Annotated in this window: 16 protein-coding genes; 7 read left to right on the forward strand and 9 right to left on the reverse strand. The window is 71.3% G+C overall.

The annotated features are described in order from the left end of the window. Positions 1-61 precede the first annotated feature (61 nt). From CAP_RS30015 to CAP_RS30025, 3 genes are all read right to left on the reverse strand, one after another. Positions 62-1,177 carry a hypothetical protein gene (locus CAP_RS30015; protein WP_275936544.1) on the reverse strand — a complete coding sequence of 372 codons (1,116 nt, stop codon included), beginning with the start codon at positions 1,175-1,177 and terminating at the stop codon, positions 62-64. 391 nt (positions 1,178-1,568) lie between these two features. After that, on the reverse strand, positions 1,569-2,543 hold the full coding sequence (locus CAP_RS30020) for a D-2-hydroxyacid dehydrogenase (RefSeq protein WP_052376335.1): 975 nt from the start codon (positions 2,541-2,543) through the stop codon (positions 1,569-1,571). Next, positions 2,540-3,874, reverse strand: coding sequence for a DNA polymerase IV (locus tag CAP_RS30025; protein WP_197041416.1), 1,335 nt, complete (start codon positions 3,872-3,874; stop codon positions 2,540-2,542). The genes CAP_RS30020 and CAP_RS30025 overlap by 4 nt, the downstream gene beginning before the upstream one ends. 275 nt (positions 3,875-4,149) lie before the next feature. On the opposite strand from CAP_RS30025, the gene gltB reads away from it, so the two are divergent. The 6 genes from gltB (at position 4,150) to CAP_RS30055 (ending at position 14,609) form a co-directional block, all read left to right on the forward strand. Continuing rightward, complete coding sequence (gene gltB / locus CAP_RS30030) at positions 4,150-8,784, forward strand: glutamate synthase large subunit (protein ID WP_081865405.1); 4,635 nt, start codon at positions 4,150-4,152, stop codon at positions 8,782-8,784. After that, positions 8,777-10,294, forward strand: a complete 1,518-nt coding sequence (locus CAP_RS30035) for a glutamate synthase subunit beta (protein ID WP_044247112.1) — start codon at positions 8,777-8,779, stop codon at positions 10,292-10,294. Before gltB ends, CAP_RS30035 begins: the two co-directional genes overlap by 8 nt. Positions 10,295-10,422: 128 nt before the next feature. Beyond that, positions 10,423-11,937 carry an acetyl-CoA hydrolase/transferase C-terminal domain-containing protein gene (locus tag CAP_RS30040; RefSeq protein WP_044247113.1) on the forward strand — a complete coding sequence of 505 codons (1,515 nt, stop codon included), beginning with the start codon at positions 10,423-10,425 and terminating at the stop codon, positions 11,935-11,937. Positions 11,938-12,156: 219 nt separating this feature from the next. After that, positions 12,157-12,849, forward strand: a complete 693-nt coding sequence (locus CAP_RS30045; RefSeq protein WP_081865406.1) for an RNA polymerase sigma factor — start codon at positions 12,157-12,159, stop codon at positions 12,847-12,849. After that, complete coding sequence (locus tag CAP_RS45850) at positions 12,846-13,592, forward strand: energy transducer TonB (protein WP_052376337.1); 747 nt, start codon at positions 12,846-12,848, stop codon at positions 13,590-13,592. Before CAP_RS30045 ends, CAP_RS45850 begins: the two co-directional genes overlap by 4 nt. A 264-nt stretch (positions 13,593-13,856) precedes the next feature. Then, positions 13,857-14,609, forward strand: coding sequence for an energy transducer TonB (locus tag CAP_RS30055; protein WP_044247115.1), 753 nt, complete (start codon positions 13,857-13,859; stop codon positions 14,607-14,609). A 6-nt stretch (positions 14,610-14,615) separates the two neighbouring features. Here the strand turns inward: CAP_RS30055 and CAP_RS30060 are convergent, their stop codons facing one another. The 3 genes from CAP_RS30060 to CAP_RS30070 form a co-directional block, all read right to left on the reverse strand. After that, positions 14,616-15,776 (reverse strand): NADH:flavin oxidoreductase/NADH oxidase, encoded by a 1,161-nt coding sequence (locus tag CAP_RS30060; protein ID WP_044247117.1) that lies wholly within the window; start codon positions 15,774-15,776, stop codon positions 14,616-14,618. 101 nt (positions 15,777-15,877) lie between these two features. Beyond that, positions 15,878-16,387: a DUF4112 domain-containing protein gene (locus tag CAP_RS30065; protein ID WP_052376338.1), complete on the reverse strand. Its 510-nt coding sequence runs from the start codon at positions 16,385-16,387 to the stop codon at positions 15,878-15,880. A gap of 89 nt (positions 16,388-16,476) precedes the next feature. After that, a complete protein-coding gene (locus CAP_RS30070; protein ID WP_044247118.1) occupies positions 16,477-17,400 on the reverse strand; it encodes a LysR family transcriptional regulator in 924 nt (307 codons plus the stop codon). Positions 17,401-17,481: 81 nt separating this feature from the next. Between CAP_RS30070 and CAP_RS30075 the strand changes: the two genes are divergently transcribed. After that, a complete protein-coding gene (locus CAP_RS30075; RefSeq protein ID WP_044247119.1) occupies positions 17,482-18,165 on the forward strand; it encodes an O-methyltransferase in 684 nt (227 codons plus the stop codon). Positions 18,166-18,241: 76 nt separating this feature from the next. Here CAP_RS30075 and fdhA read toward each other — a convergent pair whose 3' ends face one another. From fdhA to CAP_RS30090, 3 genes are all read right to left on the reverse strand, one after another. Then, entirely contained in the window at positions 18,242-19,429 is a 1,188-nt protein-coding gene (gene fdhA, locus CAP_RS30080) for a formaldehyde dehydrogenase, glutathione-independent (RefSeq protein WP_044247121.1), read from the reverse strand. Positions 19,430-19,451: 22 nt separating this feature from the next. After that, complete coding sequence (locus tag CAP_RS30085) at positions 19,452-21,215, reverse strand: AMP-binding protein (protein ID WP_044247122.1); 1,764 nt, start codon at positions 21,213-21,215, stop codon at positions 19,452-19,454. 381 nt (positions 21,216-21,596) lie between these two features. After that, on the reverse strand, positions 21,597-22,040 hold the full coding sequence (locus tag CAP_RS30090; protein ID WP_156041266.1) for a hypothetical protein: 444 nt from the start codon (positions 22,038-22,040) through the stop codon (positions 21,597-21,599). Between the last annotated feature and the right edge of the window lie 194 nt (positions 22,041-22,234).

Raw genomic sequence — 22,234 nt, forward strand, 5'->3', positions numbered from 1 at the left:
TTCGTTCTTACGCGCGCTTCGTTCTCACGTATTCTCACGTATTCTCACGTAGAGCAGAGCGTCAGGGCGCCGACGGGTTGAGCAGCGCGTGCAGCCACCCGGCGCGCTCGTGCCCGAAGCGATTCCACTGCGGGTTCTTGCCGCCCGAGATCTGCGACCCCGAGTACTCCGCCGCCCCGGTGCCCGAGCCCGAGCCACCGATGAACCCGAGGTACACCGTCGCGTCGCTGTAGTAGGTGGGGTGGGTGTTGTCAGACTGGATGTAGTCGTAGCTCGTGCCGCTCGACCCGTAGTGGGTGTTCGCGTCGCGGATGGTGCCGCGCAGCGTGGTGCTGATGCGGGTCACGTAGGCGCTCTCCGTCTCGCCGCTGCGCCACCGGAGCGCCTCGGAGTCCACCAGGCCGTCGCCATTGGTGTCGTAATCGGCGCCCATGAAGTCGGCGAAGGCGTCGACGCAATCGAAGCCGTACTGCTTCGCGTAGTTGCAGGCGCGCCAGTTGCTCTTGGCGAGGCGCGGGATGAAGGCCTGCTGCTTGTTGATCTTCTGCCCCGACGAGTCCGTGCAGCTCGACAGGACGTTGTCCGCGTCGTAGCCGGGGTAGTAGATGTTCATGATCTGCTTCTTCTTCACGTTGGCGTGCGCGTTCGCGTTGATGAACTGCATCGCCTTCTCCTGGTACGTGGTGCACGCGGCCAGGGCGTTGTCGATCACCGCGAGGTTACACGTCCCGGTCTGGTCGGCGAACGCGCTGCGCGCCTGCAGGAAGTCATTGCCGCACATCTCGAAGGCGACGACGCGCGTGCTCGGGTCCTGCATGTAGGACTTCTCGGCGACGATCTTGTCGTTGTACACGGAGTCCGCCCGCGCGCCCGACTTGCAGCGCCGGACCACCTCGATGTCGGTGTTCCACGACTGGGACAGGTACTCGCCCTGCACGAGCGGGGCCGCGCGCTTCGCCGCGCGCGAAATGTTGCCGTAATAGCCGGCGAAGATGGAGTCGCCATAGGCGGCGACCCGGTACTTCGTCGTGGTCCCGCTCCGGTCGATGGTCCACGACGTATTCTGCGTCAGCGTATTGGCGAAAGCGTTGCCGCCCACCAGCATCAACCCCAGCATCAGCACGAGGCGCACGATGTGCCTCTGCAACGTTCGACTCGAGATGGACTTGTCGCGCATCTTCATCTCCTTGCTTCACTTGCGTCGCCAGCGGCGACGATGCTCAACGAGCCCCTCCCGGAAGTCGTTCAGGGGGCATGGGCCGGTGCATTTCGTGGCGGTGTGACCCTCAGCCGCGAATGCGTCATGCTCAGGGGACAGACCTGCCAGCGCACATGACCAAACGCCTATCGTGATGTCAAGCACCCGTAACCACAGGGTATCACATCGATCCTCCGATAACGCGGCGCGCTACGCCGTTGCGGCGTGCACGTCGGCGCGAGGCCGTCGCGCAGGGCCAGTACCGATAACATCATCCATCCATGGAGGAACTGGCCAGCAATGAAGGAATTGGCCAGCAATGGAGGAATTGGCCAGCGCGTGGGTCGCGGGTCGCGGGTTCAGGAGAGGATCACACGACGCGGTCGACGAGCGGCTCTCCGCGCTCGAACCGGCGCAGGTTGGCGAGGAAATGCTGCACGAGTGCAACCATCTCCCCGCGGTGACCGCCCGCAGTGTGCGGCGTGATCCAGCAGTCGGGAGCCGTCCAGAGAGGGTGATCGGGGGGGAGCGGCTCGGGATCGGTGACGTCGAGGTACGCGCCCCCGAGGCGGCGTGCCGCGAGCGCGTCGACCAGGGCTCCCTGGTCCACCGTCGTCCCGCGGCCCACGTTGACGAACCAGGCATCGGCCTGCATCCGGTCGAGCAGCGCGCGCGAGACGAGCCCGCGGGTCGCCTCGTTCTCGGGCAGGGTCGAGACCACCATCTCCGCCCAGGCGAAGGCCTCTCCGAGCGCCTCGGGTCCCACCACCCGCCCCGGCTCATCGCCCCGGGGGTGCGCCCGGAAGATGGCGAGGTCGACTCCGAAGGGTCCGAGCAGCTCCGAGAGGCGGCGGCCGATGGCCCCGAACCCGAGCAAGAGCACCCGTCGCCCCCGCAGGAGCGCGCTCCGGCCGCGCACCGCCTTCGATGGCCACGCCTTCCCGCCGAGCTGCAGCTCCACGCACTCCGGCAGCCGCCGCGACGCTGCGAGCAGGAGCGCGAGCGCGTGCTCCGCGCAGGGATCGTCGTACACCCCGCTGCTCGTCGTCAGCGCCACCCCCCGGGCCGCGAGCGCCGCGCGCACCTCGGGCACGTCGTACCGCGTGTATCCCGCGCTGTTCAGGTGCACCCAGCGGAGCCGCGGCGCCACGAGGAGGTCCTCGGGGCTCGGCTGGCCGAGCACCACCTCTGCGTCCAGCACTGCCGCGTTCTGGGCCGCGGGCGCGAGGTTCGTCGCCGCCCTGACCGCCGGCAGCGTCAGCGCGTGCGGCGCCACCCCCTCCACGAGCACCCGATCCGCTTCCTCACCGAACGTCGCCGTGCAGGCGATCACCAGTCCCGTCATGGCCCCGAGCCTAGCCGACCTCGCCCCCGGCCCTTGCCCCCGTCGGCCTTCGCCTCGCCGCGTCTGGCGTCCGTCCCCGCCTCCGTCTCCTCTCCCGCGACGGGCCGGGTGTGGGTGATGGCGCCGCTCGATCCCAGCCGCCTCTCGCTCCCCGCGTCGCCCGGGAACAGCGCCTGGTGGCCGAACCGCTTCCGCACCGCGGACATCACCTCCTGCAGCGACTCCTTGCGCGGGGCCTCACGGATCTCACGCATCTCACGCGGCGCATCGAACAGCCCGAGCTGCACGGGCGCGCTGCCCGCGTCGAAGTCGGCCACCCCCACCCCGGTGAGCCTGAAGCTCCGGCCCTCGGTTTCCACCGAGTCGAGCAGCCTGCACGCCGCCTCGTAGATTGCGCGGTGATCGTTCACGGGCCGGGGCAGCGTGCACTGCCGGCTCTCGGTGACGAAGTGGATGTCGCGGATCTTCAGGTGCACGCACCGCGCCTTGCGCCCCTCGGCCACGAGCCTGTCGGCCACGCGCGTCGCCTGCGAGAGGAGCCTCTGACGCAGCGCTTCCACGCCGACCACGTCGACCGCGTACGTGTCCTCGTTGCTGATCGACTTCGCCTCCCGATCGGGGATGACTGCCCGCTCGTCGAGGCCTGCGCTGAGCCGGTACAGGTGCTGCCCGTGTGCGCCGAGCCAGTCGGTCAGTGTCTTCTCGCCGAGCCGACGCAGGTCGCCCACCGTGCGGATGCCGCGCTGCTCCAGCCGCTGCTCGGTCCGCGGCCCCACCCCCCACAGCGCGCCCACCGGCAGCGGCGTCAGGAAGGCCAGCTCGGTCCCCGGCGGGATCTCGGTGATCCCGTCGGGCTTGTTCATCCCGCTCGCGATCTTCGCGAGGAACTTCACGCTGGCGATGCCCACCGAGCACGTCAGCGCCGTCGTCGCCTTCACCTCTGCCTTGAGCGCCTCGGCCACCTGGCGCGGGGTCCCGAGGAGGCGCTCGGTGCCGGAGATGTCGAGGAACGCCTCGTCGATCGAGAGCCCCTCCACGAGCGGCGAGAAGCGCGCGAAGACGTCGAACACCTGCTGCGACACCTCGACGTACACCCCGTGCCGGGGGGCGACCACCACGGCCTCCGGGCAGAGCTTCAGGGCCTGGGCCATGGGCTGCGCGGAGCGGCACCCGAAGCGGCGCGCCTCGTAGCTCGCCGTGGCGACCACCCCCCGCCGGCCACCGCCTCCGACCAGCACCGGCTTGCCCCGGAGGCGCGGGTCGTCGCGCACCTCGACCGACGCGAAGAAAGCGTCCATGTCGACGTGCAAGATCGCGCGCTGAACAGCCATCGCCGGGCGCCCGAAGATAGCGTGCATTGCGCCGACCGCACCTGTCTTGCCAGTCCTGCCGACGCTCTCGACGTTCTGGGACTCCCTGCTGCGCTCTCGACGCCCTCGCTTGACGCACGCCACCCAGGTCAGAACCCGGCAGGTGCGTCTCGCACGTCCGTGCGGAAATTCTCGACGCGGCGCGTTGTTGTGTTTACTTTCTGCAGTCCGGTCCGACGCCTGCGCGCGGTGATGTTGCCCCCGCCCAGGCCGACGCGCCCCAGCAGAGAACCACCATGCCGCTTCCCGTCCGCCAAGGTCTGTACGATCCGGCCTTCGAGCACGACGCCTGTGGCCTCGGGTTCGTCGCTTCCCTGAAGCGCACGCCGAGCCACGAGGTCGTCGCTCAGGGCCTGGAGATCTTGCGCAACCTGACGCATCGCGGCGCGGCAGGCTGCGACCCCTGCACCGGTGACGGCGCCGGGATCCTCCTCCAGATCCCCCACGCGCTCTACGCCGCGACCCCGCCTGCCCACGGCGCGCGCGGCGAGCTTCCCCCGCCCGGCGACTACGCCGTGGCGATGTGCTTCTTCCCCACCGATCCAGCCACGCGTCGTCGCTACGAGGCCATCCTCGAAGCGACGGTGATCCACCACGGCCAGCGCGTCCTCGGCTGGCGCGACGTCCCCACGGCGCCTCAGGCCCTCGGCGTCATCGCGCGCGACACGTGTCCCCACATCCGCCAGCTCTTCATCGGGCGCACCTGCGCCCCCGACCTCTTCGAGCGCACCCTGTACCTGATCCGTAAGCGCGCCGGAAAAGCCGCCTGGTCCGACGACTTCTACATCGTCTCCTGCTCGTCGCGCACCGTCGTCTACAAGGGCCTCATGCTCCCGGAGCAGATCGCGGACTTCTACCGGGATCTCTCCGACCCGCGCGCCGTCTCGCAGCTCGCCCTCGTGCACTCGCGCTTCTCCACCAACACCTTCCCCACCTGGGATCGCGCCCACCCGTTCCGCCTCATCGCGCACAACGGCGAGATCAACACCCTGCGCGGCAACCGCACCTGGATGAGCGCCCGCGAGTGGCTCCTCCGCAGCCAGTACTGGAAGGACCACATCGACGACTTCCGGCCCATCATGCGCCCCGGCGGCTCCGACTCCGCCGCCTTCGACAACGTCGCCGACTTCCTCGTCGCCTCCGGCAGGTCCCTGCCGCACGTGATGATGATGCTCATCCCCGAGGCCTGGGTCGACGACCCGGCGATGAGCGACTCCAAGAAGGCCTTCTACGCCTACCACGGCTGCCTCGTGGAGCCCTGGGACGGCCCCGCCGCCATCTGCTTCACCGACGGCCGCCTGATCGGCGCCACGCTCGACAGGAACGGCCTTCGCCCCGCCAAGTACGTGGTCACGGGCGACATGGTGGTGCTCGCGAGCGAGCTCGGGGTGCTCGACATCGACCCCACCCTGGTGAAGGAGAAGGGCCGCATCCAGCCCGGCAAGATGCTCCTCGTCGACGTCGAGGAGGGGCGCATCGTCTCCGACGAGGAGATCAAGACCCGCGTCGCCTCGCAGCGCCCCTACGGCCGCTGGCTCGAAGCGAACAAGATCGACCTCGACCACCTGCCTCCCGCCGAGGAGGTCCCCACCCTCGGGCGCGCCGACGCCGAACGGCTGCGCCTCGCCTTCGGCTACACCCAGGAGGACCTGCGCCTCCTCCTCGGGCCCATGGGCGCGCAGGGGGAGGAGCCCACGGGATCCATGGGCATCGACATCCCGCTCGCCGTCCTCTCCGACCAGCCCCAGCTCCTCTACCGCTACTTCAAGCAGCACTTCGCCCAGGTCACGAACCCCCCGATCGACCCGCTCCGCGAGGAGATCGTGATGTCGCTCGTGAGCTGCCTCGGGTGTGAAGGCAACCTGCTCGAAGAGACCCCCCGGCACTGCCGCCAGCTCGAGCTGCCCCACCCCTTCCTGAGCAACGAGGACCTCGCCAGGCTCCGTCAGAACCCGGTCGCCGACTTCAGCGCCGAGACCATCCCCCTCGGCTTCCCCATGGACGTCGAGCCCGAGCAGGCGCTGCGCGCGGCCCTCCGCCGCGTCGGCGTCCTGGCCGAGCGCGCCATCGCGGACGGCGCCAGCGTGATCATCCTCAGCGACCGCGTCGTGGACGAGCACCACGCGCCCATCCCCGCCCTCCTCGGGCTCGGCGCCGTGCACCACCACCTCATGCGCCAGGGCCTGCGGGCGCGCGCAGGGATCATCGTGGAGACCGGCGAGGCCCGCGAGGTCGCCCACATGGCCCTCCTCCTCGGCTACGGCGCGGGCGCGGTGAATCCCTACCTCGCGCTCTCCACCGTCGCCACGCTCGCCGAGGACGGCGCGCTCCCCGGCGGCCAGAGCGGCGTCCGGGTGAGCCCCGAGGACGCGACGCGCCGCTACATCAAGGCCCTCAAGAAGGGCGTGCTCAAGGTGATGTCCAAGATGGGCATCAGCACCCTGGCGAGCTACCAGGGCGCCCAGATCTTCGAGGCCGTCGGCATCGATCAGGTGGTCATCGACGAGCACTTCGCCGGCACCGCCTCCCGCATCCGCGGGGTGGGCCTGCGCGAGATCGCCGAGGACGTCCGCGCCCGCCACGCGGCGGCCTTTGCGCCCACGCGCCGCCGCCGCCTCGCCGAGGGAGGCCACCACGCCTACCGCGCGACCGGCGAGCACCACCTCTGGAGCCCCGAGAGCATCGCCGCTCTCCAGAAGGCGACGCGCCTCGACGACGCCACGACCTACGCAGAGTACGCGCGCCTCATCAACGACCAGCGCGAGCGCCCCAGCACCTTGCGCGGCCTCTGGGACCTCGTACCCGCAGGCCCCGCCGTCCCCCTCGACGAGGTCGAGCCCGCGAAGGAGATCGTCAAGCGCTTCGCCACGGGCGCCATGTCCTTCGGCAGCATCTCCCGCGAGGCCCACGAGACCCTCGCCGTCGCCATGAACCGCATCGGGGGACGCTCCAACACCGGCGAGGGCGGCGAGGACGCCGCGCGCTACACCCTCGACCCGAGCGGCGACTCCCGGCGGAGCGCCATCAAGCAGGTCGCCTCCGCGCGCTTCGGCGTCACCGCCCACTACCTGGTCAACGCTGACGAGATCCAGATCAAGATCGCCCAGGGCGCGAAGCCCGGCGAGGGCGGCCAGCTCCCCGGCCACAAGGTCGACGAGGTGATCGCCCGGGTGCGCCACTCGACGCCGGGAGTCACCCTCATCTCGCCGCCGCCCCACCACGACATCTACTCCATCGAGGATCTCGCCCAGCTCATCTTCGACCTCAAGAACGTCAACCCCGCCGCCCGGATCAGCGTCAAGCTCGTCGCCGAGGCCGGCGTGGGCACCGTCGCCGCGGGCGTCGCCAAGGCCTACGCCGACGTCATCCTCATCAGCGGCCACGACGGCGGCACCGGCGCCTCCCCGCTCACCTCCATCCACCACGCCGGCCTGCCCTGGGAGCTCGGCCTCGCCGAGGCCCAGCAGGTGCTCGTCATGAACCGCCTCCGCGGCCGGGTGCGCCTCCAGGCCGACGGCCAGCTCAAGACGGGCCGCGACGTGGTCATCGCCGCCCTGCTCGGCGCCGAGGAGTTCGGCTTCGCCACCGCGCCCCTCGTCGCCCTCGGCTGCGTGATGATGCGCAAGTGCCACCTCAACACCTGCCCCGTCGGCGTGGCCACCCAGGACCCCGAGCTGCGCCGCCGCTTCACCGGCACCCCCGAGCACGTCATCAACTTCCTGTTCTTCGTCGCCGAGGAGGCGCGGCAGCTCATGGCGGGCCTCGGCTTCCGCACCATCGAGGAGATGGTGGGCCGCGCCGACTGCATCACCCCCCGCCGCGACCTCCCCACGCCCCGCCTCCAGAACCTCGACTTCTCCGAGCTGCTCTACCTCCCGAAGGAGACCCAGACCGAGCCCACCCGCTGCGTCGGCGCGCAGGAGCACAACCTCCGCGACGTCCTCGACCACGGCCTCATCGCCGAGGCCGAGCCCGCGCTCGCCGCCCGCACCCCGATGCGCATCACCCGCCGCATCCGGAACCGTGACCGCGCCTTCGGGGCCATGCTGAGCGGCGTCCTCGCCCGCCGCCACGGCGACGCCGGCCTCCCCGACGACACCCTCTGCATCGACGCCCACGGCAGCGCCGGCCAGAGCCTGGGCGCCTTCCTCGCCCGCGGCATCACCATCACCCTCGACGGCGACGCCAACGACTACGTGGCCAAGGGCCTCTCCGGCGGCATCCTCGCGGTCCGTCCTCCCGCCGGCAGCACCTTCGCCCCCGAGGAGCAGGTCATTGTCGGCAACACCGTCCTCTACGGCGCCACGAGCGGCCGCGCTTTCTTCAACGGCCGCGCCGGGGAGCGCTTCGGCGTCAGGAACAGCGGCGCCCTCGCCGTCGTCGAGGGCGTCGGCGACCACGGCTGCGAGTACATGACCGGCGGCGTCGTCATCGTCCTCGGCCCCACCGGCCGCAACTTCGGCGCCGGCATGAGCGGCGGCGTGGCCGTGGTCCTCGACCACGACGGCACCTTCCGGGCCCGCTGTCACCCCGAGGCGAGCGACGCCATCGAGCCCCTCGCCCCTGGCGACGCCGACGCCATCGCCGCCGTCCTCCGCGAGCACGTGGCCCGCACCGGGAGCCCCAAGGCCGCGAGCCTCCTCGACCTCTGGAGCGATCTCCTCGACCTCCAGCACGCGCAGGGTCCCCGCCTCGTCAAGCTCGTCCCCCGCGAGTACCGCCGCGCCCTCGAAGCCCGCCGCCTTTCCGTAGACCTCCCCCTCGCCGAGCGCCTCGCCCGCAGCTACGCGTCCGATCCAGCCCTGACCTCACCGAGGCTCTCGGGCCCCAGCTCCCAGCGCTCCAAGGACATGGTGGCCATCCATGGGTGACCCGCGCGGCTTCCTCAAGATCCAGCGGCAGAAGCCCGCTCCCCGCGCCGTCGAGGAGCGCCTCCAGGACTACCGCGAGTTCGAGCCCGTCTTCGAGGAGCCCCCCCTCCGCGAGCAGGCCTCCCGCTGCATGGACTGCGGCGTCCCCTTCTGTCACCGCGGCTGTCCCCTCGGCAACCTCATCCCCGAGTGGAACGACCACGTGACCCACGGCCGCTGGGCCGACGCCGTGGAGGCTCTCGAGGCCACCAACAACTTCCCCGAGGTCACCGGCCGCGTCTGCCCCGCGCCCTGTGAGGCCTCCTGCGTCCTCAACCTCCAGGGCACTCCGGTCACCATCAAGGAGGTCGAGCGCTCCATCGCCGCGCGGCTCGTATCCAACGCGCCCGACGCGCCCAACGCGCCCGACGCGCCCAACGCGCCCCTCGTCGCCCACCCCGCTCCCGCCCGCCGCAGCACCCGGGTCGCCGTGGTCGGCTCGGGCCCTGCCGGCCTCGCCGCCGCCCAGCAGCTCGCGCGCAAGGGCCACGCCGTCACCGTCTTCGAGCGCGACGACCGCGTGGGTGGCCTGCTCCGCTACGGCATCCCCGACTTCAAGCTGGAGAAGCACCTCCTCGACCGCCGCGCCGACCAGCTCGCGCGCGAGGGCGTCACCTTCCGCACCGGCGTCGACGTCGGCGTCGACATCACCGCTGCGGCGCTCCGGGAGCAGTTCGACGCCATCGTCCTCTGCATCGGCGCCATGCAGGCCCGCGAGCTCACCACCCCCGGGCGCGAACTGCGCGGCGTCCACCGCGCCATGGAGCTGCTCACCCAGCAGAACCGCCGTGTCGCCGGCGACACCATCCCGGGCGACCAGGCCATCACCGCCACCGGCAAGCGCGTCATCATCCTCGGCGGCGGCGACACCGGCGCCGACTGCCTCGGCACCTCCCACCGCCAGGGCGCCGCGAACGTCGTTCAGATCGAGCTGATGCCCCGCCCCCCGAGCGAGCGCGCCTCCACCAACCCCTGGCCCGAGTGGCCCATGACCCTCCGCACCTCCTCCTCGCACCACGAGGGAGGCGAGCGCGCGTTCGCCGTGCTCACCAGGCGCCTCCTCGGCGACGACGCCGGCCACGTCCGCGCCCTCCACGCCGTCCGCATCCGCCTCGACGGCGGCCGCGTCGAGGAGATCCCCGGCAGCGATCTCGAGATCCCCTGCGACCTCGTCCTCCTCGCCATGGGCTTCGTCGGCCCCGAGCGCTCTCCGCTGCTCACCGACCTCGGCGTCGCCCTCGACGCCCGCGGCAACATCACCTCAAGCGGCGGCGCCACCAGCGTCCCCGGGGTTTTCGCCGCTGGCGATGCCTCCCGTGGCGCCTCCCTCGTGGTCTGGGCCATCGCCGAGGGCCGCCGCGCCGCCGAGGCCGTCGACGCGCACCTCGCGCGCCGCGCGCCGCAAGCGTCTCACGCGCCGCGCGCGCCCCACGCACCCCACGTCGAGAAAGCCCCTCTCGCCGCCGAGTGATCTGCGCCGCCTGATCTGCGCCGCTTGATCTGCGCCGTCCCCCGATCATCGCCGCCGCCCGCCCTGCGACACAGTGCCCCTCACGCGCCGCGTCACCCGAGCCCTCGGCCCATGCCATACTCGCGCGCATGTCCTCCCTGGCCAACCGCGTCGAGAGCGCCGAGCTGCTCTCCAGAGCCATGCCCGTCGAGGAAGCCGTGCGCTTCGTCGCGCCTGGCAACACCCTCGTCACCAGCGGCTTCACCAAGGCCGGGGAGCCCAAGCGCTTCCTCCCGGCCCTCGCCGCCCACCTCGCCGCCGAAGGCCGCGCCGCCGACCTCACCCTCCTGAGCGGCGCCTCCCTCTCCGAGGAGGTCGAGGGCCCCCTCGCCCCCTTCCTCCACCGGCGCGGCCCCTACATGTCCTCGCGCGCCTCCCGCAAGCTGATCCACGCCGGCAAGATGGACTATGCCGACGTCCACCTCTCGCAGTTCGCGCGCAACCTCATGGTCGGCCTCTACGGCCGCGTCGACGTCGCCGTCGTCGAGGTCTCCCGCGTGCGCCCCGACGGCAGCGTCATCCTCACCTCCTCCGTGGGCGTCTCCGCCGAGGGCCTCGCCAAGGCCGACCGCATCATCCTCGAAGTGAACACCGCCGCCCCCGACTACACGGGCTTCCACGACATCGCCCTTCCCCCGGTCCCGCCCCACGTCGGCTGGCCCGTGCCCATCACCAACGTCGCCGATCACGTCGGCACCCCCTACGTGCCCATCGACCGCGCCAAGGTCGTCGCCGTCGTCGAGTCGAACGTCCCCGACTACCCCGTCGACTTCAAGGACACCACCGAGACCGAGCGCCAGATCGCCCGCCACGTCGTCGCCTACCTCGCCCGCTGCCGCGAAGATCTCGGCTGGGGCAAGCGCATCCCGCCCCTCCAGTCGGGCGTCGGCAACATCGCCAACGCCGTCATCGGCGAGCTGTACGACTCCCCGTTCGAGCGCCTCCGCTTCTTCACCGAGGTCTTCCAGGACGGGATGATGCGCTTCATGGAGGACGACGCGAAGTTCGAGAGCGCCTCCTCCACCGCCATCTCCCTCTCCGCGGCCGGCCAGCGCGACCTCGCCCGCCTCTTCCACCGCACCCGCGAGCGCCTCGTCCTCCGCCCCATGTGGCTCTCGAACTCCGCCGAGCTGATCACCCGCCTCTTCGTCATCGCCATGAACACCCCCATCGAGGTGGACATCTACGGCCACGCCAACTCCACCACCCTCGAAGGCGGCCGCGTCGTGAACGGCCTCGGCGGCAGCGGCGACTTCCTCCGCAACGCCTACCTGAGCCTCCTCCACACCCCCTCGGTGCGGCGGCTCAAGGACGGCCGCACCGTCAGCACCATCCTCCCCGTGGTGCGCCACGTCGACCACACCGAGCACGACATCAAGTGCATCGTCACCGAGCAGGGCTACGCCCGGAACACGGAGATCCGCAGCCCCCATCACCGCGCCGCGGACATCATCGACTCCTGCGCCCACCCCCACTTCCGCCCCTTGCTCCACGACTACCTGCGCTCCGCCGCCGCCCCCCGCGAGGCACGTCCGGACGGCGTCGACCCCGCCTCCGGCTTCTGGGCCGAGTACGACGCCGCCTGCCGCAGCTTCCCCCGCTGACCCCACCGCCGCCCCACGGCGGCTTCCCCCGCTGACCCCCACCGCCCCACGGCGGCTCCCCGCCATCTCCGAGCCTCCGGAGACCGCCCGATCATTTTTCGTGATCAGAACGTCGACCCGCGGGAATTTACCTCTCGTGGTCCCCGATCCTGCACGAGCCTCCGGCGCACCCCTGGCGCCCGCGCTCCCGTGCCGCTCCCGCCGGCAGAGGACCATCCCATGAGCGTGCTCCCCTTTCCGCGCACGAACCTCGCCTTCGCGCTTGCCGACGACCACGGCGCCCCCGGAGGCGCCCAAGACCCCGACGACACCTGCGTCGCTGCCGATCCTGGTCCCGAGGTCGACGGCGCCTGGGCCGCCTCCACCACCTCCACCTCCGCCGCCTCCGCCGCCCGCCTGCGCGCCATGGTCGACCAGCACTTCGACGCCGTGTGGCGCTCCCTCCGCCGCCTCGGCGCCGCTCCGGCGGACCTCGACGACTGCGCCCAGCAGGTCTTCATGATCGCCTCCCGCCGCATCGACACCATCCAGGAAGGCAGCGAGCGCGCCTTCCTCCTGCGCACCGCCGTGAACGTCGCGGCCCACGCCGCCCGCACCCAGCGCCGGCGCCGCGAGGTCCCCTCCGAGGAGGAGCAAGGCCTCCCTCCCCGCACCGACCCGTCCCCCGCGCCCGACGAGATCGTCGAGCACAGGCGACAGCTCGCCCTCCTCGACGCGCTCCTCGCCACCCTCCCCGACGACCTCCGCGTCGTCCTCGTCCTCTTCGAGCTGGAGGAACTCTCCACCCAGGAAATCGCCGCCATGCTCGCCATCCCCATGGGCACCGTCGCCTCCCGCCTCCGGCGCGCGCGCGAAGCCTTCTCCCGCGCCGCCGCGCGCAAGGTCCAGAGGCCGCAGGGAGGCCAGTCATGAGCGAGCCCCGACGCTGGTCCGACGAGGCCGACCCCTCCTTCGAGGGCGCGCTCTTCCGCGCTGCTCGCGCCGCCCGCGCTTCCGGCGCCGACGTCCCCCCGCCCGCAGCCAGGGCCCGCGCCCTCGCCGCGCTCGGCCTCGACGACGTCGCCCCCGCCGCGTCCGCCGCGTCCAGCGCCCCTCCTCCCGTGGCTCCTGCCGTCGCGCCGTCCTCCCGCAGAGCGACACCCGCCGCCGCCGCCCACGCGCGCCGCAGCGACACCCTTCAGGCGGCTCCCCTCTTCAGCGGTGTCCTCAGCGCCGGCCTTCGCCCCCCGCGCGCCTTCGGCCTGCTCCAGACGGCCTCCGCCTGCCTCGCCGCCGCGGCGGTCGTCGTCCTCCTCGTCTCCGCCCTGCGCCAGCCCATCGCGCCCACCGCTGCCGTCGAGGTCGACCTCAGCCCCGTCAGCCCCGTCGCCCCGCGCTCCATCCTCGCCGACACCAAGCCGGTCCTCCTCTCCGGCGCCGACCCTGCGTACACCCCGCAAGCCATCGCCGCGCGGGTCGAGGGCTACGTCGTCGTGAAGTGCACCGTCACCGAGCAGGGCACGCTCACCGACTGCCAGGTGCAGCAGTCACTCCCGCTCATGGACCAGGCCGTGCTCGACACCCTGGCCACCTGGCGCTTCTCACCGGCCACCCACCACGGCGTCCCCACCGCCGTCGAGCAGGTCTTCACCGTGCGGCTCAAGCTGCCGCGCTGACACGTTCCGAGGTTCCCTGCGCGCGGCGCCCGCGGCCACGCGCTGACAGTCGTTGACGCTCTCGCCGCGCAGCGCCCGCCCCCGGGCCTGCAGCACGGCCGACGCACACCCTTTTCCCGCGCCGCACCGCTGCAGCGCGGCCCGACCTCTCTCGACGGCACCCCCGCGTGCCCGTACCGCGCGCGGCAAGGCCGAGATCCGTCCGCAGATCGCCTCGACCCCCGAGTTACGCGCACCACCCGTCACCAAGGAGCACGCACGCCCATGTTCGACGCCGTCCTGAACCGCGCAGCAGTCCCCCGAGGCCGCCTCGGCACCGGCACCGTCATCGCCGTCGCCACCCACGCCGCGCTCCTCGCCTTCGCGCTCCACGCCGCGCGCCGTGATCCCGAGCCCGAGACCGCGCCCCCCGAGGTCACCTTCTACGTGCCCCCGCCGCCGCCTCCGCCTCCTCTCGGCGGCGCCACCAGGACCGCCACGAAACCCCAGCCCCAGCGCCCCCGCGTTCGCCCGGACCGCGCCGTCATCCCGCCTCCGAACCTCCCGCCCACGCCCCCGGAGCCCCCGGCCGTGGACGAGCCAGCCGTCGACGAAGGCGACCCCCAGGGCGACCCTTACGGCGAGCCTGGCGGCGTCCCCGGCGGCATCCCTGGCGGCACCCCAGGCGGCACCGGCACCGCGCTCACCCCACGCCCCGCGCCCCCGCCGCCGCCCCCGAAGCCGAGCTACCAGGTCATCCCCTTCGGCAGCGGCATGGAGCGCCCCGTCCTGCTCTCCGGCGCGACCCCCGCCTACCCCCCTGAGGCCCGCGCCGCCCGCGTCGAGGGCTCCGTGCTCGTGCAGTGCACCATCACCACCAGCGGTGAAGCGCGCGACTGCCGCATCCTCAAGGGCCTGCCCTACCTCGACGATGCCGTCCTCCGGGCCGTCGCCACCCACCGCTACCGGCCGATGTACTTCAACGGCCGCCCGGAGAACGTGCGCTACGTCTTCACCTTCCGCTTCAGGCGCGAGTGAAGCCTCTCACCCCTTCTCCTTCGCCTCCTTCGCCTCCTTCGCCCTCGCCTTTGCCTTGTAGAGCCCCGGGATCGCGTAGCCCACCGCGTCTGGCCACGCCTTGTCGCCCAGCTTCTCTGGCGCGAGCGTCGCCCGTGCGTGCTGCGTCCAGTTCGGGTCGTCCAGCATCTCCCGCCCGAGCGCCACCAGATCGGCCTGGCCCGAGGTCAGGATCTCCTCGGCCTGGTGCGCGTCCACGATGAGCCCCACCGCCATCGTCTTCAGGTCCGCCTCGCGCCGCAGCGCCTCCGCGTACGGCACCTGGTAGCTCAGCGCCGGCCTGTTGATTGTGGCCATCGACGGCGTCGCCCCGCCCGACGAGCAATCCACCACGTCCACCCCGCGCGCCTTCAGCTCCTTCGCGAGCACCACGCTGTCCTCCAGCGTCCAGCCGCCCTCCGTCCCGTCAACGGCCGAGATCCTCACGAACAGCGGCCGGTCCTCGGGCCAGACGGCGCGCACGGCCTCCGTGACCTCCAGCAAGAAGCGCATCCGGTTCTCCCGGCTGCCCCCGTAGGCGTCCGTGCGCTTGTTCGCCACGGGCGACAGGAACTCGGTGAACAGGTAGCCGTGCGCCGCGTGGATCTCCACGATCTCGAAGCCCGCTGCCAGCGCCCGCTTCGTCGAGCTCACCCAGGCCTCCTTCAGCGCGGCGATCTCCTCCAGGCTGAGCGCCTCCGGCGTGTGCCACCCCTCCTTGAACGGGATCGCGCTCGGCGCCACCGTCGTCCACGGCGGCTCCCCGGGGAGCATGTTCTCCTTGGTGATCGCGTCCCCGCCCTGCCACGGCCGCTGGGTGCTCGCCTTGCGCCCTGCGTGGGCGAGCTGGATGCCCGGCGTCGCCCCCTGTGACTTCACGAACGCCGCGATGCGCGCCAGCGCCGCCTGCTGCTCGTCGTTGTAGAGCCCCATGTCCCCGTGGGTGATGCGCCCCCGTGCCTCCACCCCCGTGGCCTCCACGAACACCGTCCCGGCCCCGCCGACCGCGAAGCGCCCGAGGTGCACGAAGTGCCAGTCGGTCGGGGCGCCCTCCACGGCGGAGTACTGGCACATGGGGGACACCACCACGCGGTTCTTCAGCGTCAGTCCGCGCAGGGTCAGAGGCTCGAACAATGCAGGCTCGCTCATCTCGGCAGCTCCTTGGGAAAGCGCAACCATAAGAGCGAACCGAGCACAGGCAAGCCCTCACCGTGCACGCGGCGCGGGCTCACGTGGTGGTCGCGTGTGCGTCAGGGCGTGCCCCGGCCCCCGAACACCCACGAGAGGACCCACCCCACCAGCACGACGGGAATCGCCAGCGACGCCACCAGGAACACCACGGCTGCCATCACCACCACCCAGTCCGACGGCTGCGCTTGCTGCGCCTCGTACCGCGCCTCCAGCAGCGCCAGGTTCCGGGTGTTGGCCTTGTACGCGAAGTCGAACAGGTCTCCCAGGACCGGGACGGCCCCGATCAGCGCGTCGAACCCCAGGTTCAGCAGCATCCGCGCGATGATCACCGCGGGCAGCTTCCTCCGCACGGCCAGCACCACCAGGTAGAGCCCCGCCACCGACGTCAGGAGATCGCCGACCTCGGGCACCACCAGGCCGATGATCGGATCGAGGAAGCGCTGGTCCAGCCAGCGCACCAGCGTCGCTGCTCTCTCCATCTCCCGGTCTCGGGGCAGGGCGGACAGCTCATCGAGGCGGGCGCGCGTTCCTTCGGGGGTGAGATCGTCGCGCCGTGAAGGTGAGGGCATCGCCGCAACCCTAGCATCCGGAAGCACCGCACGCCCTCGGGCCAGCGCGCCTGACTTCACCGGGCCTCGCCGCGTCTCGCCTCGGGCTCCTACCGCGCTGGCGAGACCGGCGGCGGCAGGCACGTCCGGTACACCTCGCGCACCGCTCCCCGCAGCCAGCGATGGGCGGGATCGGCATCGACGCGCGGGTGCCAGGCTTGCGCGATGGTGATCTCCGGCGTGCTCACGGGCAGCGGGAAGGTGACGAGCCCCAGGAGCGCCGCCGGCTGCCCGAGGAAACGAGACGCCATCGCCCCCACCAGATCGGACCCGGCGATGGCGTGCAGCGCCGCGTACACGCTCGGCACCACCAGCGTCGTCACCCGGCTCAAGCGCTTCTTCGCGAGCGCCTCGTCGATGGGCCCCCATACCTTGCCTTGCCGCGATACCCCCACGTGGTCATGGCCCGCGAAGCGCTTCGCCGTCATCTTCCCCCGCAGCAGCGGATGACCCGCGCGCACCACGCCCACGAACCGATCCTTCAGCAGCGTCTGCACCCGCACTTCGGGCCCCATCCCCACGATCACGCCCACGTCGAGGTCGATTCTGCCCTCGCGCAGCGCCGCCACGTCCTCGTCGCCCTGCGGCACGAACCGGAGGGTGACCCCCGGCGCCTCCGCGCGGAGCGCCCCGAGCAGCTCCAGGCCCACCATCCCGAGCAGCGCGTCACCCGTGCGCACCACGAAGCTGCGCGTGAGCGTCGCCCGGTCGCGCGCCCCGTCCCCCTGCACCAGCCCCTCCGCCGCCGCCACGATCTCCCGCACCCGCGGCCCCAGCTCCAGGGCCCGCGCCGTGGGCACCAGCCCGCGCCCGGCGCGCACCAGCAGCGGATCGCCCAGCAGCTCCCGCAGCCGCGACAAGGTGCGGCTCATCGCGGGCGCGCTCAAGCCCATCCGCCGCGCGGCCCCGAGCACGCTCTCTTCCTGCAGGAGAACATCGAGCGCCGCGAGCAGACCGAGGTCCATGGAATGCATGCCGCGCAACTCTACCTTGCCCGCCTTGCACTGGAGCGGTGGCCTTGCCGGGCCTAGCTTCCAGGGCCAAGGAGCAACACCATGCGCGCCACCAGCACCCTCCAGAGCCCCGCCGTCAAGAACACCCTCGACCGCCTCTTCCAGGACGCCGCCGCCGGCGACCCTGCCATCATCGCCAGCCTCAGGGACCACCCTGCCCGCAACGGCGCGCCCACCGAGGCCGCGGCCATGTCCGAGCTGATGCGCAACGCCTACCTGCCCGTCCCGCGCGAGGTCGGCCAGCTCCTCTACATCCTCGCCTCGGGCGTCCGGGCGCGCACCATCGTCGAGTTCGGGACCTCGTTCGCCATCTCCACCACCTTCCTCGCCGCCGCCCTCCGCGACAACGGCGGCGGCAAGGTGATCGCCACCGAGCTGCACCCGGAGAAGGTGAAGCGCGCCCGCCAGAACCTCGCCGACGCCGGCCTCGCCGACCTCGTGGAGATCCGCGAGGGCGACGCCCGGGAGACCCTCCGCGACCTCGAAGGCCCCATCGACATGGTCCTCCTCGATGGCTGGAAGGACCTCTACCTCCCCGTCCTCCAGATGCTGGAGCCCCGCCTCCGCCCCGGCGCGCTCATCGCCGCCGACAACATGTCCAACAAGGACCTGCGCCCCTACGCCGACTACCTGAACGACCCGCAGAACGGCTACGTCAGCGTGCTGCTCCCCCTCGGCGACAAGGTCGAGGTCTCGTGCTGGGTGGGGCGCGGCGACGCGGGGTGAGGTCAGGCGGCGGGGACGCGCGTCGCCGCGCAGGTGAAGGCGCAGGCGACGCAGGCGCAGGTGATGCTGGCGCGGGTTACAGGAGCCCGTGGGGGTCGAGCACGTACTTCTTCGCCGCCCCCTTGTCGAACTCCTCGTAGCCGCGGGCCGCGTCGCTCAGGGGGATCACCGTCGCGTTCACCGCCTTCGCGATGGGCAGCCGGTCGTGCAGGATCGCCTGCATCAGCTTGCGGTTGTACTGCAAGACCGGCGTCTGGCCCGTGTAGAAGCGGTGCGACTTCGCCCAGCCGAGGCCGAGCCGCATCCGCAGGTTCCCGTGCTGCGCCGCCTCGTCCTTCGAGCCCGGGTCCTCGGTCACGTACAGGCCCGGGATGCCGATCCCGCCGCTCGCCCGGGTGATGGTCATCAGCGCGTTGAGCACCGTCGCCGGTGCCTCCGTGTCGGCCTGCGCCCCGTGCCCGCGCGCCTCGAAGCCCACCGCGTCCACCGAGGCGTCCACCTCCGGCACCCCCAGCACGGCCTCGATGAGGTCCTCCAGCCTGTCGCTCTTGGTGAGGTCGATGGGCTCGAAGCCCACCGCCTTCGCGTGTTTCAGCCGCTCCTGGTTCATGTCGCCCACGAGCACCACCGCGGCCCCCAGGATCTGCGCCGACGCCGCCGCCGCGAGCCCCACCGGCCCCGCGCCTGCCACGTACACCGTCGAGCCCACCCCCACCCCCGCGGTCACCGCCCCGTGGAAGCCCGTGGGCAGGATGTCCGAGAGCATGGTCAGGTCCCGGATTTTCTCCATCGCCCGCGCCTTGTCGGGGAACTTGATCAGGTTGAAGTCCGCGTAGGGCACCAGCACGTACTCGGCCTGCCCGCCGACCCAGCCGCCCATGTCCACGTAGCCGTAGGCGCCGCCCGCGCGCGCGTCGTTGACGTTCAGGCACACGCCGGTCTGCTGCTCCCGGCACGTCCGGCACCGCCCGCAGGCCACGTTGAAGGGCACCGTCACCAGGTCCCCGAGGTCGAGGTACTCGACGTCCTTGCCCTTCTCCACGATCTCGCCGGTGATCTCGTGCCCCAGCACCAGCCCCGCCGGCGCCGTGGTCCTGCCGCGCACCATGTGCTGGTCGGAGCCGCAGATGTTGGTGGAGACCACCTTGAGGATCACCCCGTGGTGGATCTCCTTCCCGCGCGGATCCACGAACTTCGGGTAGTCGATGGACTGCACCTCCACCTTGCCCGGTCCGAGATAAACCACCCCACGATTGCTCGCCATGGATGCCTCCTGCCTGTGTGTGTCACTGACGCAGCTCGGGGAAGTCCTCGTAGCGGAACTCCCCCTCGGGCCGCGCCTCCGGATCCTTCCGGGCTTCCGCCTCCTGCTTGCGCAGGTCCACGCGGCGGATCTTCCCCGAGATCGTCTTCGGCAGCGCCGCGAACGCGAGGCGCCGCACCCGCTTGTAGGGCGCCAGGTGGTCGCGCGCGTACTTCAGGATCGACAGCGCGGTCTCCGCCGTGGGTTCGTGGTCCTTCGCCAGCGCGATGAACGCCTTGGGGACCGCGAGGCGCAGCGGGTCCGGCGAGGGCACCACGGCCGCCTCGGCCACGGCAGGGTGCTCGATGAGCACACTCTCCAGCTCGAAGGGTGAGATGCGGTAATCGGAGGCCTTGAACACGTCGTCCGAGCGTCCGACGTAGGTGATGTACCCGTCCGCGTCGCGGCTCGCCACGTCCCCGGTGTGGTAGTACCCGCCCCGCTTCACCTCGTCGTCGAGCGCCTCGTCGTCGCGGTAGCCCACCATCAGCCCCAGCGGCGCGTCGGCGAGCGCGAGGCAGATCTCACCCTCGTCGCTCTCCGCGCCCGTCACCGGATCGAGGAGCTTCACCGCGTAGCCCGGCAGCGGCCTGCCCATGGAGCCGGGCTTCACCGGCTGCCCCGGCCCGTTGCCGATCTGCGCCGTGGTCTCCGTCTGCCCGTAGCCGTCGCGGATGGTCAGCCCCCAGGCGCGCCGCACCTGCTCGATCACCTCGGGGTTGAGCGGCTCGCCCGCGCCGCACACCTCCCGCAGCGACCCGCGCGACCCGCGCAACTCGCCGAGATCCGACTGGATCAGCATCCGCCACACCGTGGGCGGCGCGCAGAACGTGGTCACCCCGCACCGCGCCATCTGCGCGAGGAGCGCCGCCGCGTCGAAGCGGGCGTAGTTGTAGACAAGGATTGTCGCCTCCGCGTTCCACGGCGCGAAGACGCTGCTCCAGGCGTGCTTCGCCCACCCGGGCGAGGAGATGTTGAGGTGCACGTCTCCGGGCTGGATGCCGATCCAGTACATGGTCGAGAGGTGCCCGACCGGGTAGGACACGTGGGTGTGCTCCACGAGCTTCGGCTTCGCCGTGGTGCCCGAGGTGAAGTAGAGCAGCAGCGTGTCGCTGGCCTTCGTCGGGGCATCTGGCGTGAATTCAGACGTGAAGCCAGGCGTGACGTCAGGCGTGACGTCCGGCGAATGCTCACCCCCTCGCCGTGCGTCCTCGTACCTCCGCCACCCCTCCGGCGCCGCGCCCACGCAGATCCGGGTGACCTCGCCGCCCAGGTCGCCGAGCCTGGGCGCCACGTCCGGCGAGACCACCAGGTGCCGCGCGTTCCCGCGCTCCACCCGGTCGCGGATGTCGGCGGTCCCGAGCAGCGTCGTCGCCGGGATCACCACCGCGCCGAGCTTCATCGCCGCGAGCAGGATCTCCCAGAGCTCCACCCGATTGCCGAGCATGAGCACGATGCGGTCCCCCCGCCGCACGCCTTGCTCCCTCAGCCATCGCGCTGCCTGGTTCGAGCGGCGCGCCATCTCCGCGTACGAGAAGCGCTCCTCGGAGCCGTCCTCCTCCACGATCCAGAGCGCGGTCCGCTCGTTGCCGGCGGCGATGACGTCGAACCAGTCGAGCGCCCAGTTGAAGTGGTCGAGGGCTGGCCTCGGGAAGCCGGCGGTCGCCGCCTCCTGATCCGACCGGTGCTTCAGCAAGAAGTCGCGGGCTGCGCGGAAGGTGTCGGTCGCGTTCACCGGGTCGGCCATGCGTCTTCGAGGACCTCGTCGCGGCTGCGTGGGCTGTGCCGTACGGGTGGGATCGCCGGGGCCGACGATGCGCCACCGCGGTGCATCATGGTCGGCCTCCCGCTCGGGCCCTGTCAAGCGCGGCGGCCCTGTCGCTCTGTGGAGGTCGCGTGCCCCTGACAGACTGTCGCGCGCTGGTCGCAGGGAGCGCGTGTCGCGCTCCGGTGCTTCACGGTGTGCCGGTCTTCCCCCCATCAGCGCGCCACCGGGGGGGTGGGCGCGGCGAACGCGGGGTCCTGCATCGGCTGCTTGCTGGTGTTCTTCTTCATGGTGATTCCCTCCTTCATTCATCCAGCGTCTTCGCTGGTCACGGTCGTTTCACTCCTGGCGCGACGCCTCGGCTCAGACCGGCGCGGGCATGTAGAAGAGGATGAGGTTCCCGGAGGCGACGTCGGCGGCCACGATGTCTTCCAGGCTGATGTCGTTGTCGTTCAGGAAGTCCTCGATGTCGATCACGTCGTCCCCGGCCGCGATGACGATCAGGTCGGAGAGCACCGATTGCAGCGCGCCGATCTGCAGGTCGTTCAGCGCCGCGAGCCGCTCCACCGCGAGCAAGGTCACGATGTCGCCATTCAGCGATTCATTCACGTTCACCAGGCAGATGTTGCTGGCCTGGATACCGTCGAGGAGCATGACCTCCTCGGCTTGCCCGAGGACCCTGTTCATCGACTGGATAATGGTGCTCTCGTCACTGGAACCGCAGTTGTTATCGGCAAGGGCCGGTGCGCTGAGGGTCAGAGGGGCCGCTGCAATGGCGAGGATGGTGAGCTTCATCGAGATCTTCATGGTCATTCTCCTTGATTCAGCACGATTTCGCGCTGATAGGGGCGTCGTTTGCGTCGCGCCGTGTGGTGAATGGCTTTGCGAGCGCCGTGCCTGGCTCAGGCTGCTCTCGGGCTGCTCGCTGGGTTTCGTTATGGTCAATGGTGATTGCGTCGTGGCCGGGCCAACGCGTCGCATGGCGTTCTCGGAGAGCGTCA

The sequence above is a fragment of the Chondromyces apiculatus DSM 436 genome (genome assembly GCF_000601485.1).
Classification (GTDB): Bacteria; Myxococcota_A; Polyangia; order Polyangiales; family Polyangiaceae; genus Chondromyces; species Chondromyces apiculatus.

Excerpts from the sequence above, each read along its gene's own strand:
- CAP_RS30015 (WP_275936544.1), bottom strand. The coding sequence starts at position 1,177 with ATGCGCGACAAGTCCATCTCGAGTCGAACGTTGCAGAGGCACATCGTG.
- CAP_RS30020 (WP_052376335.1), bottom strand. The coding sequence starts at position 2,543 with ATGACGGGACTGGTGATCGCCTGCACGGCGACGTTCGGTGAGGAAGCG.
- CAP_RS30025 (WP_197041416.1), bottom strand. The coding sequence starts at position 3,874 with ATGGCTGTTCAGCGCGCGATCTTGCACGTCGACATGGACGCTTTCTTC.
- gltB (WP_081865405.1), top strand. The coding sequence starts at position 4,150 with ATGCCGCTTCCCGTCCGCCAAGGTCTGTACGATCCGGCCTTCGAGCAC.
- CAP_RS30035 (WP_044247112.1), top strand. The coding sequence starts at position 8,777 with ATGGGTGACCCGCGCGGCTTCCTCAAGATCCAGCGGCAGAAGCCCGCT.
- CAP_RS30040 (WP_044247113.1), top strand. The coding sequence starts at position 10,423 with ATGTCCTCCCTGGCCAACCGCGTCGAGAGCGCCGAGCTGCTCTCCAGA.
- CAP_RS30045 (WP_081865406.1), top strand. The coding sequence starts at position 12,157 with ATGAGCGTGCTCCCCTTTCCGCGCACGAACCTCGCCTTCGCGCTTGCC.
- CAP_RS45850 (WP_052376337.1), top strand. The coding sequence starts at position 12,846 with ATGAGCGAGCCCCGACGCTGGTCCGACGAGGCCGACCCCTCCTTCGAG.
- CAP_RS30055 (WP_044247115.1), top strand. The coding sequence starts at position 13,857 with ATGTTCGACGCCGTCCTGAACCGCGCAGCAGTCCCCCGAGGCCGCCTC.
- CAP_RS30060 (WP_044247117.1), bottom strand. The coding sequence starts at position 15,776 with ATGAGCGAGCCTGCATTGTTCGAGCCTCTGACCCTGCGCGGACTGACG.
- CAP_RS30065 (WP_052376338.1), bottom strand. The coding sequence starts at position 16,387 with ATGCCCTCACCTTCACGGCGCGACGATCTCACCCCCGAAGGAACGCGC.
- CAP_RS30070 (WP_044247118.1), bottom strand. The coding sequence starts at position 17,400 with ATGCATTCCATGGACCTCGGTCTGCTCGCGGCGCTCGATGTTCTCCTG.
- CAP_RS30075 (WP_044247119.1), top strand. The coding sequence starts at position 17,482 with ATGCGCGCCACCAGCACCCTCCAGAGCCCCGCCGTCAAGAACACCCTC.
- fdhA (WP_044247121.1), bottom strand. The coding sequence starts at position 19,429 with ATGGCGAGCAATCGTGGGGTGGTTTATCTCGGACCGGGCAAGGTGGAG.
- CAP_RS30085 (WP_044247122.1), bottom strand. The coding sequence starts at position 21,215 with ATGGCCGACCCGGTGAACGCGACCGACACCTTCCGCGCAGCCCGCGAC.
- CAP_RS30090 (WP_156041266.1), bottom strand. The coding sequence starts at position 22,040 with ATGAAGATCTCGATGAAGCTCACCATCCTCGCCATTGCAGCGGCCCCT.